The sequence below is a fragment of the Streptomyces sp. NBC_01306 genome, assembly GCF_026340465.1.
Taxonomy (GTDB): Bacteria; Actinomycetota; Actinomycetes; order Streptomycetales; family Streptomycetaceae; genus Streptomyces.
Window position 1 is genome coordinate 5,927,567 of the sequence record NZ_JAPEPC010000001.1, and the last position, 15,616, is coordinate 5,943,182.

The 15,616-nt window shown below is 71.8% G+C and carries 17 protein-coding genes; 8 read left to right on the forward strand and 9 right to left on the reverse strand.

Translation table 11 applies throughout. The annotated features are described in order from the left end of the window. Positions 1-212 precede the first annotated feature (212 nt). Positions 213-533, forward strand: coding sequence for a multidrug efflux SMR transporter (locus tag OG385_RS26110; protein WP_266858171.1), 321 nt, complete (start codon positions 213-215; stop codon positions 531-533). Beyond that, positions 533-1,120, forward strand: coding sequence for a TetR/AcrR family transcriptional regulator (locus OG385_RS26115; RefSeq protein ID WP_266858172.1), 588 nt, complete (start codon positions 533-535; stop codon positions 1,118-1,120). Before OG385_RS26110 ends, OG385_RS26115 begins: the two co-directional genes overlap by 1 nt. On the opposite strand, the gene OG385_RS26120 is transcribed toward OG385_RS26115, so the two are convergent. Then, on the reverse strand, positions 1,110-1,982 hold the full coding sequence (locus OG385_RS26120) for a winged helix-turn-helix transcriptional regulator (protein WP_266858174.1): 873 nt from the start codon (positions 1,980-1,982) through the stop codon (positions 1,110-1,112). The genes OG385_RS26115 and OG385_RS26120 overlap by 11 nt on opposite strands. 168 nt (positions 1,983-2,150) lie before the next feature. Between OG385_RS26120 and dapD the strand changes: the two genes are divergently transcribed. Further along, positions 2,151-3,149, forward strand: coding sequence for a 2,3,4,5-tetrahydropyridine-2,6-dicarboxylate N-succinyltransferase (gene dapD / locus OG385_RS26125; protein WP_266858176.1), 999 nt, complete (start codon positions 2,151-2,153; stop codon positions 3,147-3,149). A 30-nt stretch (positions 3,150-3,179) separates the two neighbouring features. On the opposite strand, the gene dapA is transcribed toward dapD, so the two are convergent. The 4 genes from dapA to OG385_RS26145 form a co-directional block, all read right to left on the reverse strand. Beyond that, a complete protein-coding gene (gene dapA / locus OG385_RS26130) occupies positions 3,180-4,073 on the reverse strand; it encodes a 4-hydroxy-tetrahydrodipicolinate synthase (RefSeq protein ID WP_266858178.1) in 894 nt (297 codons plus the stop codon). 131 nt (positions 4,074-4,204) lie between these two features. Then, complete coding sequence (locus OG385_RS26135; protein WP_266858180.1) at positions 4,205-4,801, reverse strand: hypothetical protein; 597 nt, start codon at positions 4,799-4,801, stop codon at positions 4,205-4,207. Between the two features lie 155 nt (positions 4,802-4,956). Continuing rightward, positions 4,957-5,820, reverse strand: a complete 864-nt coding sequence (lepB, locus tag OG385_RS26140) for a signal peptidase I (RefSeq protein ID WP_266858182.1) — start codon at positions 5,818-5,820, stop codon at positions 4,957-4,959. A gap of 199 nt (positions 5,821-6,019) precedes the next feature. Further along, on the reverse strand, positions 6,020-7,864 hold the full coding sequence (locus tag OG385_RS26145) for an endonuclease/exonuclease/phosphatase family protein (protein ID WP_266858184.1): 1,845 nt from the start codon (positions 7,862-7,864) through the stop codon (positions 6,020-6,022). Positions 7,865-8,100: 236 nt separating this feature from the next. On the opposite strand from OG385_RS26145, the gene OG385_RS26150 reads away from it, so the two are divergent. Next, positions 8,101-9,609, forward strand: coding sequence for a hypothetical protein (locus OG385_RS26150; protein WP_266858186.1), 1,509 nt, complete (start codon positions 8,101-8,103; stop codon positions 9,607-9,609). Between the two features lie 123 nt (positions 9,610-9,732). Here OG385_RS26150 and OG385_RS26155 read toward each other — a convergent pair whose 3' ends face one another. After that, entirely contained in the window at positions 9,733-10,503 is a 771-nt protein-coding gene (locus OG385_RS26155) for an SDR family NAD(P)-dependent oxidoreductase (RefSeq protein ID WP_266858188.1), read from the reverse strand. Positions 10,504-10,608: 105 nt separating this feature from the next. Here OG385_RS26155 and OG385_RS26160 point away from each other — a divergent pair, with 105 nt between their 5' ends. The 3 genes from OG385_RS26160 (at position 10,609) to OG385_RS26170 (ending at position 11,976) form a co-directional block, all read left to right on the forward strand. Next, complete coding sequence (locus tag OG385_RS26160; protein WP_266858190.1) at positions 10,609-10,839, forward strand: CarD family transcriptional regulator; 231 nt, start codon at positions 10,609-10,611, stop codon at positions 10,837-10,839. 238 nt (positions 10,840-11,077) lie between these two features. Continuing rightward, positions 11,078-11,665: a TetR/AcrR family transcriptional regulator gene (locus OG385_RS26165; RefSeq protein ID WP_266858192.1), complete on the forward strand. Its 588-nt coding sequence runs from the start codon at positions 11,078-11,080 to the stop codon at positions 11,663-11,665. After that, the gene (locus OG385_RS26170; RefSeq protein ID WP_266858194.1) at positions 11,662-11,976 is read left to right on the forward strand and encodes a DUF6011 domain-containing protein; all 315 of its coding nucleotides are present in this window, start codon (positions 11,662-11,664) and stop codon (positions 11,974-11,976) included. Before OG385_RS26165 ends, OG385_RS26170 begins: the two co-directional genes overlap by 4 nt. Before the next feature lie 75 nt (positions 11,977-12,051). On the opposite strand, the gene OG385_RS26175 is transcribed toward OG385_RS26170, so the two are convergent. Continuing rightward, positions 12,052-12,207 (reverse strand): hypothetical protein, encoded by a 156-nt coding sequence (locus OG385_RS26175; protein WP_266858196.1) that lies wholly within the window; start codon positions 12,205-12,207, stop codon positions 12,052-12,054. 122 nt (positions 12,208-12,329) lie between these two features. Beyond that, a complete protein-coding gene (locus OG385_RS26180; RefSeq protein ID WP_266858198.1) occupies positions 12,330-13,052 on the reverse strand; it encodes a helix-turn-helix domain-containing protein in 723 nt (240 codons plus the stop codon). 88 nt (positions 13,053-13,140) lie between these two features. On the opposite strand from OG385_RS26180, the gene OG385_RS26185 reads away from it, so the two are divergent. Beyond that, complete coding sequence (locus OG385_RS26185; protein ID WP_266858200.1) at positions 13,141-14,352, forward strand: pyridoxal phosphate-dependent aminotransferase; 1,212 nt, start codon at positions 13,141-13,143, stop codon at positions 14,350-14,352. Positions 14,353-14,373: 21 nt separating this feature from the next. Here the strand turns inward: OG385_RS26185 and OG385_RS26190 are convergent, their stop codons facing one another. After that, positions 14,374-15,597, reverse strand: coding sequence for a TerD family protein (locus tag OG385_RS26190; RefSeq protein WP_266858201.1), 1,224 nt, complete (start codon positions 15,595-15,597; stop codon positions 14,374-14,376). Positions 15,598-15,616 lie beyond the last annotated feature (19 nt).

Genomic DNA, 15,616 nt, shown 5'->3' on the forward strand with positions numbered 1-15,616 from the left:
GGGCGGCAGTGGGGCGCCCCAGCCCGGCGGCCCCCACCCCGCAGGCCCCCCGTGCGGCGTACTTCCGTACGCGCCTGCCCACCCCGAGTCCTGTGCCACTGCTCGCTCCGTTCCCTGTCTGTCGACCGTCCGGTGTCGGCCGTCCGGATTTCCGTACCGGATTCCGCCGGACGGCACACCGTAGCCCGTCGCTGATGTGTACGGTCGTACACATGCCCTATGTACTGCTTGCCGCGGCCATCGCCGCAGAGGTCGGCGGGACCACCGCCATGAAGTACAGCGACGGATTCAGCCGGTTGTGGCCCTCGCTGGCGACGGCGGCCGGCTATGTGCTCGCCTTCGTCCTGCTCGCCCAGGTGCTCAAGTCCCTTTCGGTGGGCACCGCTTACGCGATCTGGGCCGGCACCGGCACCGCCGCCATCGCGGCCATCGGCATGGTCTTCCTGGGGGAGTCGCCGAGCGTGGCGAAGCTCGCCGGTATCGCCCTGGTCATCGGCGGGGTCGTCCTGCTCAATCTGGGCGGCTCGCACTGATGGGCCGGCGCTACGACCCGGACCGCCGGGAGCGGATCATCGACGCCGCGATCCGGATCGCCGGCGACCAGGGCATCGCGGGGCTGAGCCACCGCTCGGTCGCGGCGGAGGCCGATGTGCCGCTCGGCTCGACGACGTACCACTTCGCCACGCTCGACGAACTGCTGATCGCCGCGTTGCGGAAGGTCAGCGACGATCCGCAGTCCGCGGGCACGGGGTGGGCGACGGCGCTCGCCGGGCCGGGCGCAGGGCTGGCCGAGCGGCTCACGGCGCTGCTCGGGGGGCTCGTCGCGGAGGACCGGAGCCGGGTGCGGCTGGAGTACGAGCTGTATCTCGCCGCACTGCGCCGTGAGGCCCTGCGGCCCGTCGCGGCGGAGTGGCTGGACGCTTTCGTGGAGGTCGTCCGGGCCCATGTCGGCGGTGACGCCGCCACAGCCCGCGCGCTGGTGGCCCTGATCGACGGGCTGCTGATCCAACTCCTGCTGACCGGGCGGGCGTTCGATCCGGATGAGGTACGGGAGGCGCTGCTCCGGATCATCGGGGGCCGGGACGTCCCGGGCGCCGGAGCCCCCGGCGTCAGCGGCTGACCGCGGCGAGTGCCGCCCGCACGCTGTCCTCGATGTCCGTGACCGGGTACAGCGCCTCGCGGACGGTCCGGTCCCGGTCCACCACCAGCGTCAGCCGCTTCAGCCTGCTGACCCCCGCCGTGCGGAAGGTGGGCAGCCGCAGTGCGGCCGCCAGCTCCAGGCCCGCGTCGGAGAGCAGCGGGAAGCGCAGCCGCTCCTTCTCGGCGAACGCCCGCTGCTCGTCGGGGCGCTGGGTGGAGACCCCGTGCACGGTCGCCCCGGCGGCGGTGAACTCCGCCAGCCGGTCGCGGTACGTGCACGACTCCAGGGTGCAGCCGGAGGCCCCGGGGATCCCGGCCCAGCCGGGCGGGTAGGAGGCGCGCTCCGCGTAGGCGGCGGGGAAGCAGTACAGGACGGTGTGCGCGGCGGCCGGGTCGACCGGGTCCAGCAGGCGCCCGTCCGGACCGGTGAGCCGCAGCTCGGGTACGCGCGTGCCGATCAGGCCGCGCACCCGCTCGGCCTCCTTCGATGTCTCACCGGCCGTCGCCATCGTCTCTCCCTCTCCCAGTACCCAGGTGTCCCCCCAGTCCTGGAGGGCGATCAGCACCGGAAGCAGGGCGCTGCCCCGCGGGGTGAGCCGGTACTCGTATCTGACCGGGCGCTCCTGGTACGGCTCGCGCCTCAGCACCCCCGCGTCCACCAGCAGGCGCAGCCGCTCCGTCAGTACCTTGCGGGACATCCCCAGCTCCCGCTGGAGCGCGTCGAAGCGGTGCACCCCGCGCGCGGTGTCCCGCACGATCAGCAGGGTCCACCAGTCGCCCACGACGTCCAGGGCCTGGGCGATCGCGCAGTCGGCGTCGTCCAGACGGGTGCGCTGTGTCATGGACCCCTCCGTCCCGGTCGTCCCGGTCTCCGCCGTCCCGGTCCCCGTCGTTCTTCCCCGTGTGCGGGCTCATGGTGCCACAGTGAGTTCCCGGTGGGAACTCGGTGGAGACGGCCGACCGCTGAGACCGGTTCGCCGGTGCGGCGCCCGGCCGGTTAGGTTTTGGTCATGACCGACACGCTCTCGCAGACCCCTGCCCGCTCCACCGGCGCCGTGGCCGCCGGACTCGCCACGATCGCCGCCGACGGCACCGTTCTCGACACCTGGTTCCCCGCGCCCGGACTCACCACTGAGCCCGGCCCCGCGGGCACCGAGCGGCTCTCCGCCGAGCGCGCCGCGGAGCTGCTGGGCGAGGCCGCCCCGAAGGCCGTGGGCCCCGACCCGCGCCGTGGCGTCGAGGTCGTCGCCGTCCGCACGGTCATCGCCTCGCTCGACGACAAGCCGCTGGACACGCACGACGTGTATCTCCGGCTGCACCTGCTCTCGCACCGGCTGGTCCAGCCGCACGGCCAGAGCCTGGACGGGATGTTCGGCCTGCTCGCCAACGTCGCCTGGACCTCGCTCGGCCCGGTCGCCGTGGACGACATCGAGAAGGTGCGGCTGAACGCCCGCGCCGAGGGCCTGCACCTCCAGGTCACCTCGATCGACAAGTTCCCGCGGATGACGGACTACGTGGCGCCCAAGGGCGTCCGGATCGCCGACGCCGACCGGGTCCGCCTCGGCGCGCACCTCGCCGACGGCACGACCGTCATGCACGAGGGCTTCGTCAACTTCAACGCGGGCACGCTCGGCACCTCCATGGTCGAGGGCCGGATCTCCGCGGGCGTCGTGGTCGGCAACGGCTCCGACGTCGGCGGCGGCGCCTCCACCATGGGCACCCTCTCCGGCGGCGGCAACGTCCGTATCACCATCGGGGAGCGCTGCCTGGTCGGCGCCGAGGCGGGCGTCGGGATCGCGCTCGGCGACGAGTGCGTCGTCGAGGCCGGGCTGTACGTCACCGCGGGTACCCGGATCACGATGCCCGACGGGCAGGTCGTCAAGGCCCGCGAGCTCTCCGGCGCCTCGAACATCCTCTTCCGCCGCAACTCGGTCACCGGCACGGTGGAGGCCCGTCCGAACAACGCCGTCTGGGGCGGCCTCAACGAGATCCTGCACAGCCACAACTGAGGCTGCCCCGCCCGCCGTCCGGTGCCGGTCTCACCCGGCGGCGGGCAGCTCCGCATACGCCCTGCGCAGCCCGTCGACCGCATCGCGGCCGGCGGGCCGCAGCGGTTCACGGACCGGTCCGGACGGCAGCCCGGCCGCGCCGAGCAGGGCCTTCGCGGTCACCGTGCCCGGCAGGCCGGACGCCATCATCAGCTCCACCAGCGGGGTGTTGAGCCGGTTGAGCCGCGCGGCCTCGGCGGGATCCGGCGCGGCGTAGGCGTCGAGCACCGCCCGCAGCTGCCGCGGGGCAACGTTCGCGACCGTACTGACGAAGCCCGATCCGCCGACCGCGTACAGCGGCAGGTTCAGTTCCTCGCAGCCGGAGTAGTAGGCGAGCCCGGTACGGGAGATGACCTTGGTGGAGCCCAGCAGGTCGTAGGCGCAGTCCTTCACGGCCGTGATGCGCGGGTGCCCGGACAGCCTCAGCAGTGCCCCGGTCCCGATCCGGGTACCGGTGCGGCCGGGGATGTCGTAGAGCATCACCGGCAGGCCGGTGGCGTCGGCGACCGTACGGAAGTGGGCTTCGACGGCGTCCTGCGGAGGGCGGCTGTAGTACGGCGTCACCACCAGGAGGCCGTCCGCGCCCGCGCTCTCGGCCGACCGCGCCAGCTCGACGGTGTGCCGGGTCGAGGCGCTGCCCACCCCCGCCACGATGTGGGCCCGGTCGCCGACAGCCTCCACGACCGCCCGTACCAGCGCGGTCTTCTCGGCATCGGTGGTGGTCGGGGACTCTCCGGTGGTGCCGCTGAGGACGAGCCCGTCACACCCCGCACCGACCAGATGGACGGCGAGCCGCTGCGCGCCCTCCAGGTCGAGCTCACCGGCAGCGGTGAACGGCGTGATCATTGCGCAGAGCGCACGCCCGAAGGGCGGTGAAGGGGTCATGACGGCAGTCTCGCCTCAGCGGAGAGTGAAGGTCCACTTAGTTCTGCTTCGGGTGAATGCGAAGCATGCCTGAACAGTGCCTGCCGGTGCCCAGGCCTGCGCACCGGAGTGTGCGCGAGATCAGCGGCAGATCAGTAACCCGTGCCGGTGCTGGCGCTGCTCGAAGCCGAACTGCTGCTCGACGGCGAGCTGCTGGACTTCGGTGCGGCGGCGGTGATCTTCTTGCCGTCGGGACCCACGACGTACCACTTGGCGCCGAACTGAGTGAGACCCTGGCCGTTGAGCTCGCCGGGATTGCGGTCGCCCAGGTACGTGTAGAGCGGGTGGCCCTTGTAGGTGACCTGCTTGGCGCCGCCGCTCCGGACCGACGTGCTGAGCAGCTTGGACTGCACCCCGCTCTCCGCGGTCGGCGTGTTCGTGACCAGCAGCGGCGGCCACGCCTTGGCGCAGGCGCCCATGCAGGTCGACTTGCTGGTCTTGTCCGCCTCGAAGAGGTAGAGCGTCCGGCCCTTCCCGGTGACCAGGATCTTGCCCAGCGGGGTCTTCTTGACCATGACCGTCCTCAGAGCGGTCGTGGCCGACGGGCTGCTCGACGCCGTCATGCTGCTGGAGGGCGAGGATCCGGCCCCGGGGTCCTGGGGCTTCGATCCGCTGGAACAACCGCTCACCGCCGCGGCGAAAAGGCCAACCGCAGCTACGGCGGCCGCTGTATTGATGCTGCTCCTCATGGAGGCTCCTCCGGTCGGCCGCCGGGCGGCGGCGCGCTGGTGGCCGGCCCGGAGCGGGCCGCCGGATCCACTCGACCGCGAGTCCGGGCCGCGGGCCACCCGGAAGAGCCGTCCGGAGTACAGCTCCCGGGAGGCCGGGCGACTGCCGCCGGCCGCTACGAAGCGTCCGGAGCGTCAGCCCGGCGGGTCTGCTGAGGGGCGTGCCTGCGCCTGCGCCGGAGCACCAGCGGCACGGCGCCCATCAGGCCGGCCGCGGCGGGGGCCGAGGCCGCGGCCGCGCTGAGGCCGGACTGGCTGAAGGTGGCGGGGACCGGCAGGTTGTTCAGCCGGTTGAGCGGCCAGGCGATGACCTCGGCGCGCCCCACGACGTCCTTCACCGGGACGGAGCCGCCGCCCTTCTCGTCCTGGTGGTAGCGGGAGTCGGCCGAGTACTGCCGGTGGTCGCCCATGACCCAGATGTGGTTCTTGGGCACCTTGATCTTGAACTGGCCCTGCGGGTCCGTACTGCACGGGGTGTTGCCGGGGAAGACGTACGGCTCCTTCAGAGCCTTGCCGTTCACCTTCACCGGGCCCGTGCCCTTGCACTCCACGGTGTCGCCGCCGACCCCGATGACCCGCTTGATCAGATCCCGCTCATTGGCGGACGGCATCAGCCCGATGTAGCTCAGCCCCTTCTGGACCGGGTTGGGCTTGCTGACCGGCTCGTCCGCCAGCCAGCCGTCCGGGTCGTGGAAGACGACGACCTCGCCGCGGTGCGGCTCCGCGCCGAACCACGGGGTCAGCTTGTCCACCAGCACGCGGTCGCCGGTCTGCAGCGTGTTCTGCATGGAGTCCGACGGGATGGAGAACGCCTGCAGCAGGAACGTTTTGATCAGCAGCGCGAGCACCAGCGCGATGACGACGAGCAGCGGCAGCTCCTTCCAGAAGGAACGCTGCGTGCTCCTGGTGGTGCTGCCGTGCCCCGAGTCCCGCGCGTCCGACGCGTCGCTCTCCTGGCCTGACTCCGTGCCGACCGTCACATCCCCCACCCTCACTGCGTCCGGGAGCTGGATAATTCCACCCAGATCTTCGCACGCATCCCGCTCCGCCCGGATCACGCCCTTATCCCGGGCACATCCGGCACCGGCGGGCGGGGGTGTGTGTGGTACGGCACCCCGCCGGGAGCCGGTCACGCCCGGCGGGGGTGCCGTCCGGCCGGTCGATGTCCGGCCGGACGTACTACGGCCGGAAGCGCAGCACGCTCGGGTCGTGGTCGCTGTTCTGGTCGGCGAACTCGGCGTTGATGTGGACGATGTCCAGCTGGTACTTCCGCACCGACGGGCTCACCAGGATCTGGTCCAGGATCTGCGAGTTGCCCTCGTACACATAGGAGTAGCGCTCGTTCGCAGGCAGCGAGTACGCCGTCGCCGACAGCGCCTTCCCGTCGGTGAGGATCTTCGCGGTGCCGGAGAACTCGAAGTCGTTGAGGTCGCCGAGCACCACGACCTCGGCGTCCGGCTGCACCGAACGGATCTTCCTCACGAACGTGTTCACGGCCTTGGCCTGCTCGTGCCGCTCCGTCTCCGAGCTGCGCGCCGGGGGCTGGTACTGCGAGTCGATCGCCTGGTCGCCGCCCTTCGACGCGAAGTGGTTGGCGACCAGGAAGACCTTCCTGCCGCGGAACGTGAACTCCCCGGCGAGCGGCTTGCGGCTGTCCTTCCAGGCGGGGTTGGCCGGGTCGACACGGCCGGGGGAGCAGGTCAGCGCGGCCTTGCCGTGCTGGGAGACGACGCCGGTGGCGCTGGTCGCGGTGCCACCCGCGCGGTCGGTGAAGCCGACGCGGTCCGGGTTGTAGAGGAAGCCCTGGCGGATGTTGCCGCCGGGCTCTCCGCCGTCCGCCTGGTCCACCGGGTCGATGGAGCGCCACTGATAGCGGGGGCCGCCCGCCGCGACGATCGCGTCGATGAACTTGCCGACCGTGACATCGGCCGCGACCACACCGTCGTTCTTGGCGCCGTCGTTGTCCTGGATCTCCTCGATGGCCACGATGTCGGGCGACGAGAGATGGTCCACGACCCCGGCCGCCAGCTTGTCGAACTTGCTCTGCGGGTCTGTCGGGTCCAGGTTCTCCACGTTGTACGTGGCGACGGCCAGCTCGTCCCTCTGCTGCTTGCGGGTGACCTCGGGCTTGATCCGGCCCTTCTTCACGGTGCCCAGCTGCCGGGCGGCCACGGTGTACGTACCGGCGAACTGGTTGTAGTCCAGGGGGCCTTCGGTCGTACCGCTCAGCGAGTCACCGACATTCGCCACCGGGAACGCCCCGGCGGTGGCGGGGGCCAGTGACTGGACCATCAGCCGGCCGGTGTTCTGCGAGGTGTACCCGTTGTAGAGGGTGCCGCCGCGCCGGGTCGGGCGCTCGTCCGGCTTCACGGTGACCCACAGCTCCCCGTAGGTGTCGGTCGCGCCGGTGACCCGTGAGGTGCCGATCCGGACGTTCATGCCCTCCAGGGACTCGTAGCGGTCGAGGGCGTACTTGTCCGGCCGCAGGGTGAGGCCGTTGATGCTGCCGCCCGCCGCCCTGTCGCCCGCGGGGGCGAAAGTGCCGGGCACATCACGGGAGTTGATGACCGTCGCGGCGGGCAGCGGGTTGCCCGAGGAGACGACGGTCACGGCCGGCCTGCCGATCTCGGTGACCGACTGGTTCCCGGAGGCGGCGCCGCCGGGTATGTACTCGTCGACCGTGCCGGAGACCGTGACCGAGTCGCCCACGGCGACGGTCGGCGCCGAGCTGGTGAAGACGAAGACCCCCTCGCTGGTCGCGGGGTCGGCGTCCGGGTGCGGGTCCTGGAACCAGAAGCCCTTGGAACCGGACGTCCGCACACCCGTCACGATGCCGGGCACACCGGTCACCGCCTTCCCGGCCAGCGGGGAGAGGCGGGTGCTGCCCTGGATGTCGTGGATCCTGACCTCGGCCGCACCGGCCGACGCGGGGGTGACGGCGAGCAGACCGGCGGCCAGCGCGGCCGTCACCACGGCGGTGACGGCCGCCGGCTTTGCGATGGGGAAAGCGGGAAGAGCGCGCATCTACAGAACTCCGGAGGTGAGGGTGGAGTGGACCGTGGGGCTACGTTCTACGTTCTACGCGCGTCAATCTCTTGGGTGGGAAGGGGAGTTGTCAAGGGTCCGCCGGTGGCCGGAGGTTGACGGGTACATGAACCAGGTGGCATGGGTCGAAATGCGTCTACGCTGGGTCGCCCGAACCGTATGCCAGAAGACCGCGCCCTCTCGCCGGTCGGTCTCAGCCCCGAGGAGAACCACCGATGTCCGGAGACCGCCCCACCCTGCCGCCGGTGCGGCTGAACTCCGAAGCGGAACTCGCACGTGACGCGCTGGCCGCACCCCTCCTCACGCGGGCCGTCCGGCTGGCGCGCTGGGCCGGGCCCGGCACGCGCGTCGGTGCGGGGGGCGAGCTGGTCGACGAGCAGCTGCCCGCGGCGGCGGCGGAGCTCGGTCTCGGCGCGGACGAGGACGGCGCTGCCCTGGCGAGCGAGGCGTGGCGGCTCGCCGTCGACACCGGGCTCGTGGACATCGTGGACGCGGAGGACGGCCAGGACGCCGAGGACGCCGAGGACGGCGAGGACGGCGAGAGCGGCGAGGACGCCGAGGGCGGGGCGGCCCCCGGCGAGAACCTGGCGCTGATCACGTCGGGCAGCCCCCAGGAGATCCTGGCGCTCTGGCTGGACGGCCTGGAGACCGTGCACGCCGACGCCATCGCCCCGCAGTTCGACGACTTCGCCGACCTGGTGGGCGACGACGGCGAGATCGACTTCGGGAAGCTGGAGTGGGACCCCGAGGCGGAGGCGGAGTTCCTCGACGGCGTGCTGGGCAACCTCTATCTGCTCACCGTGACGGAGACCGGCGCCCAGGACGCCCCGGTGCCGCTCCCCGCGCTGGCCGCCTCGATGATCGTCCCCGACGACATGGGTGAGCCGACGGACGACGTACTGGAGCAGGTGTCGGAGGCGATGATGCGCCTGGACGACCAGTTCAGCCTGCTCGAACCGATCGGCCTGGTCGAGTACCACCCGGTCGACGAGGCCCTGATGGCCGAAGAGGCGGAGTACGCGGAGGGACAGGGTGGCCCGGAACGGCCGGTGGACGACGAGGACGTCTCCCGGTACGGCATGGTGCGGCTCACCCCGCTCGGTCTGTACGGGATCCGGGCCCGGATGCTGGACGCGGGCGTCGACGCCCCCGCCGTCGGCGAGCTCGCGGACAAGGACGCGGGCGCCCTGCTCGACGCCCTGGTGAACTTCCCCGAGGGTGCCGCACGCGCCGAGACCGTGCTCTGGCTGGGCGGCCGTGAACCGGCCGCCGCCGCGAAGGAGTTGCTGTCCGCCGCACGGGGCGTGGACCGGGGCGCGCCGCTGCGCAGGCTGCACTGCCAGCAGGCGCTCTCGCTGGTGGCCGACGACGCGGCGGAGCACGAGGTGCGCGAGGTGCTCGACGACGCGCAGCTCGGCGGGCTCGCCCGGGTCTGGCTCGCCGAGCGGGGTGCGGCCGATGTGCCCGCGCCGCCGGAGTCGATGATCTTCTGGCTGGCGATCGACACGCTGGCCGCGCAGCTGGACGCGGACGGTGAGGTCGAGGAGCTGCAGGGGCTCGTGGAGGGGCTGACCGGACAGCACAGCGGCTTCTTCGAGGCGGCCTGGCGGGTGGAGCACCCGGCGACGGCCGAGGTGCTGGAGGCGATGGGGCAGCTGCACCCGGACCGCAAGGCGGCGAAGGACGCCCGCAAGGCGGCCTTCAAGGCCCGTTCGCGGGCCTGAGGGCGGATGCGCGGGCCCGGGGGCGGAACGCCGGGCCCGAGGGCGGACGGCCGGGCCCGGGCGCGGACGGCCGGGCCCGATCCGAACGAGAGACCCTGGGCTTGAGGGGCGCCGCCCGGTCCCTCAAGTCCGCAGGTACGACGCCCCGTTGAGGTCGAGCACGGTGCCCGACGACCACTCCGCGGCCGGCGAGGCCAGCCACAGCACCGCGGCCGCGATCTCGTCGGGCGACGCCACCCGGCCGAACGGCGACTGCGCCCGGATCGCCTCGCCCTCGGCGCCGCTCAGCCGGTCCGCCACCCGCTCCGTCTCGAAGAAGCCGGGGGCGACCGAGGCGACCCCGATCCCGTACGGAGCGAGGGAGACGGCGAGCGACTGGCCGAGCGCGTGCACGGCCGCCTTGGTCGCGCCGTACGCCGGGTGGTCGGGCTCGCCGCGGAACGCCCCGCGCGAGCCGATGTTCACGATCCGGCCGCCGTTGCCCGCGTCGATCATGCGGCGCCCGGCGAGATGGCTGATCTGCGCGGTGGCGAGCAGATTGACGGCGACGTGCTGCTGCCAGACAGCCACCCACTCCTCGTACGGAGTCCCGGGCAGCGAATGGGGCCCGCGCATTACGGCGGCGTTGTTCACCAGTACGTCGATGCCGCCGAGGCCGTCTGCCGCGCGCCCGGCGACCTCGGCGGCCACCGCCGGGTCCGAGAGGTCGCCGCCGACCAGGACGTGGCCGGAGCCCGGGAGCGCCGCGAGCGTGTGCCGGGCGTCGTCCTCCCTGGTCCCGTAGTGCACCGCCACCAGGTCCCCGTTGGCGGCGAAAGCGTGGGCGGCGGCGCGGCCCAGGCCGCGGGAGGCACCTGTGATGAGGACGCGACGGCCGGTTGCTGGGAATTCCATCCCCTGATCATCGCAGGCGGAATCCACCCGCGGAAACCTTGCCCCAGGGCCGTGCGGCGGGACAGACATGGCGTGAGGAGGTCTCGCGGGCGCATACTGAAGCCAATGACTAAGTCAGCCGGATCCCGGCGCCACCTGCCCTCCAGTCCCTTCAACCGCCCGGCCCAAGCCGCCGCACCCATCGAGATCTTCGATATCGGCGACCGTGTTTCGCATGATCAGTTCGGGCTCGGAAGAGTCATCGGAATCGAGGGCGACAATGACGCTGTGCTCATCGACTTCTCCGGGCGTCAGGGGAGGATCCTCAGCCCTTACGCCAAGCTGACCAAGCTCTGAGTCCGGCGAGGACAGGTCAGCCAGGCCGGGCGGGTAAGCCCGGCCAGTCAGGGAACGGCCGCCGGACCTCGGGTACGAGGGCGGCGTGAGGTGACCCGGTGGGATGCCGGGTCACCGTTCCGTATGGGGTCCGTGTGGGGCCACCGGGGCGGAGCATCCCGGTGTGGCGGGCGACATTGACGCCGGTGCCGACGATCGCGACGATGAAGCAGGCAGTGGCGATCGCAAGGAGCATCTGATGCCGAAGCCGATGCGGGCCGATGCGCGCCGCAATTACGAACGTCTCCTGAAGGAGGCGGCCCTGGCTTTCGCCGAGCGCGGGGTGGACGCATCGCTGGACGACATCGCGAAGCGCGCGGGCGTCGGCTCGGGCACGCTCTACCGCCACTTCCCCACGCGGCAGGACCTCCTCGAAGGGGTCTACGTCGACAGCATCGACGAACTCGCCGACCAGGCCGTCGAATTCGGTGCGTCGGCACGGGCGCCGGGCGAGGCGCTGGCCGACTGGCTGCAGAAGCTGGCGGAGCAGATGATCCACCTCCGCGGCCTCAAGACGCTGCTCGGAGCGGCGATGGCCGACGGCAGTACGCCGGTGATCTCGGACTGCAGCGGCCGGCTCATGGACGCGGCGGCCGACCTGCTCACGGCCGCGCAGAAGGCCGGTGCGGCGCGCGCGGACCTGGAGACCGCCGAGGTGCTGCGGCTCACGCACGCGGTGGCCACGGCGGCCGAGCTCGGTGCGGGCGGGCCGCCCGACGTGCGCCGCTATCTGTCGCTGATGATCGAGGGGATCGGCGGCGGGGACCCGCGGGCGATGTCCCGGTGAGCCGGGCCGGCCCGGTGGACGGCGTCACCGGGGAACCGCCGGCACTGCCCGGGGTCACGGCCGGAGCGGGAGAGGGGACGGGGACGGCGGACGGGGCCGGACCGGAGGACAGGAGCCGGACGGTGCTGTGCCGGATGTGCGGCAGGCCGCTGACGGGTCTGGCCTCACGGCGCACCGGACTCGGCCCGGCCTGTGACGCGAAACTGCACCCGGCGGGACCGGACATCCGGACCCGCAGGCACGGGGTCGACCAGGATCCGATTCCCGGCCTGGACGGTACGTCGGGCGGCGACGCCCGGGGCGACGGCTGACCGGCCGGAGCTGTGCGGCGAGGTCGGTGCGGCTGGAGCTGAGCGGCAGGATTCGAACGGCTGGACCGGCCGGTCCTAGGCCGCGGGCTCGATGCCGCCCTGTATCGCGGCCGCCCACTCCAGCAGCAGGATTTCGTAGTCCTCCGAAGGCCACTCGCCGTCCGTCTTCTGGGCATCGACGAGCCTGCGGATGGCGTCGTTGGCCTGGGAGGCGGAAGGGGTGGTGGGCATACGAACAAGGCTACGGCCTGCCACTGACAGTTAACCCTCATCTGCGCGTGGTATCGGTCACGTGTTCCGGGAAAGGACGTGTTGTCCGTCACTGGTACCGGCCGGTAAGGCGTTCGGCGGCCTTAACGGGCCTTTACGGGGACGGAGTTCGGGCCCGCGGGGTTGCCTCCCGGTGGTGCGACGCGGGTCACCTCGGCGCCTTCGCGCACCCCGGCCGGTACTTCGTGCGGCGCGCCGTGCTGAGCACCGGCCGGCAGGGTTTCGAGCTTCGCGCGGCCGTCCTGGATCGCGTGGTCGAGCGGGAGGCTGCCGTCGCTGACGGCGATGCAGGTGCCGGCGTCCAGGGTGAGCCGGACACCCGGGTGCTCGGCGGGGCCGTCGCCGTAGAGCGGCTCGCCGCCGTCGGTGCGGACATGGAACACGCCCTCGTCCATCCGGACCTCGACCACGCCGGGGCCGAGCCCGGCCAGATGCCGGGCCAGCGGAATGGCGAACCAGTGTGCGCGCAGGGCGTCCGTCGGCCGCCGCTCGGCCAGTGCGGGGCTGCCCCAGTCGGCCAGCGCGGTGAGAACGGGCAGCAGTGCGGCCCCCCGCGCCGTCAGCTCGTACACGGAGGCGGGCGCGGGCGGCGGCAGCCTGCGCCGGGTCGCAAGACCCTCACGCTCCATGTCCTTGAGCCGTGAGGCCAGCACGTCGGTGCTCACGCCCGGCAGATCGGCGTGGAGGTCGGTGTAGCGGCGCGGGCCCGCCAGGAGTTCGCGGACGATCAGCAGGGTCCAGCGGTCTCCGACGGCGTCGAGCGCGCGGGCGGCGGCGCAGTACTGGTCGTAACTTCGGCGTGGCATGTACCGCAGTCTAGACAGAAAGTTGGACTTTCCAAGCTGCTACTTGGTAAAACCAAGTGAAGCAAGTGAGACCTGGGAGGGCCACGGCATGGAGTTCCGCCAGTCGAACAAATTGAGTGAGGTCTGCTACGAGATCCGGGGCCCGGTGATCGAGCAGGCCAACGCACTGGAGGAAGCCGGGCACAGTGTGCTGCGCCTGAACACCGGTAACCCCGCGCTCTTCGGTTTCGAGGCGCCGGAGGAGATCGTCCAGGACATGATCAGGATGCTGCCCCAGGCGCACGGCTACACGGACTCGCGGGGCATTCTCTCGGCGCGGCGTGCCGTGGCCCAGCGCTACCAGGCGCGCGGGCTGCCCGATGTCACCGTCGATGACGTCTTCCTCGGCAACGGGGTCTCCGAACTCATCTCGATGGCGGTCCAGGCGCTCCTGGAGGACGGGGACGAGATTCTCATCCCGGCGCCCGACTTCCCGCTCTGGACGGCCGTCACCACGCTGGCCGGCGGGCGGGCGGTGCACTATCTGTGCGACGAGTCGGCGGACTGGTACCCGGACCTCGACGACATGGCCTCGAAGATCACCGACCGTACCAAGGCCGTGGTGATCATCAACCCCAACAACCCCACCGGCGCGGTGTATCCGCGTGAGATCGTCGAGGGCGTCCTCGATCTCGCCCGCCGCCACGGCCTGATGGTCTTCGCCGACGAGATCTACGACCAGATCGTCTACGACGACGCCGTCCACCACTCGGCCGCCGCCCTCGCACCCGATCTGGTCGTCCTCACCTTCAGCGGTCTGTCCAAGTCGTACCGCGTCGCGGGCTTCCGGTCCGGCTGGCTGGTCGTCACCGGGCCCAAGCAGCACGCGAAGAGCTATCTGGAGGGGCTGATGATGCTCGCCTCCATGCGGCTGTGCGCCAACGCCCCTGCCCAGTACGCCATTCAGGCCGCGCTGGGCGGCCGCCAGTCCATCAGGGATCTGACGGCGCCTGGCGGCCGCCTGCATGAGCAGCGCGACAGGGCGTGGGAGAAGCTCAACGAGATCCCGGGCGTCTCCTGTGTGAAGCCGAAGGGCGCGCTCTACGCGTTCCCCCGGCTCGACCCGAAGGTCCACCGGATCCACGACGACGAGAAGTTCGTCCTGGACCTGCTGCTCCGGGAGAAGATCCAGGTGGTGCAGGGCACCGGCTTCAACTGGCCGCGCCCCGACCACTTCCGGATCCTGACGCTGCCGCACGCCGACGACCTGGACGCGGCGATCAGCCGGATCGGCCGCTTCCTGGCCGGCTACCGCCAGTGACGCAGGTGCGGGGCCCCGCCGCTACAGGGCCTTCGCCGCGGGCTTGACCATGCCCCGGACCGTGCGGGACTTCACGAAGTCGCCCACCGCCGTCATCTCCCACTCGCCCGAGAACTGCCTGATCAGCTTGGCCATCAGCACCCCCGTCTGCGGCTCGGCGCCGGTCAGGTCGAACCGCACCAGCTCTTCCCCGCTCGCCGCGTCGATCAGCCTGCAGTACGCCTTGGTCACCTCGGTGAACTTCTGGCCGGTGAAGGAGTTGACCGTGAAGAACAGGGCGGTGGCCTCGGCGGGGACCCGGCCGAGGTCGACCACGATCACCTCGTCGTCGCCCGCGCCCTCGCCCGTGAGGTTGTCGCCGGAGTGCTTGACCGCGCCGTCGAGGATCGAGAGCTTGCCGAAGTAGCAGCTGTCGATGTGGTCGCGCTGCGGGCCGAAGGCCATGACCGAGGCGTCGAGGTCGATGTCCTTGCCACGGACGGCGGGCTCCCAGCCGAGGCCCATCTTCACCCGGGACAGCAGCGGCTTGCCGCCCTTGACCAGCGAGACCGTCTGGTTCTTCCGGAGGCTGACCCGGCCCTTGTCCAGATTGATCCGCCCGGTGCCGGCGGGCGGGGCCGGGGGCGCGGCGGGGGGTGCCGGCGGGGCAGCGACGGCGACCCGGGGATCCACCGGCGGCGCGGCCGGCATCGGCGGGGCCGCCGGGGCCGCGGCGGGTGCCGGTGCGGCCGCCGGTGCGGCCGGCTCCTCGACCGACACACCGAAGTCCGTCGCGATACCGGCCAGGCCGTTCGCATACCCCTGGCCCACGGCGCGCACCTTCCACGCGCCGTTGCGGAGGTAGATCTCCACGATCACCAGCGCGGTCTCGGTGCCGAGCCGGGGCGGGGTGAAGGACGCCAGGACGCTGCCGTCGTCGGCCGAGCGGACGGTGGCCGTCGGCTCGATGCCCTGGAACGTCTGGCCCGCCGCGTCCGGGCTCGCGGTGATCACGATCTTTTCGATGCCCGCGGGGACGGCCGCCGTGTCCACCACGATCGCGTCCGGCGCCGAACCGCCGCCGGAGCGGTGGCCGACGCCGGGGCCCGACGGCTGGTTGTAGAAGATGAAGTCGTCGTCCGAGCGCACCTTGCCGTCGGCGGTGAGCAGCAGGCCCGACACGTCGAGCCGCACCGGAGCCGCCACATCCACCGCGACGCGGGAGATCGGGAGCGGGATGTTCGAGCCTGGGGTCATTACGGTCATGTCCGGAGGAACGAGCGGC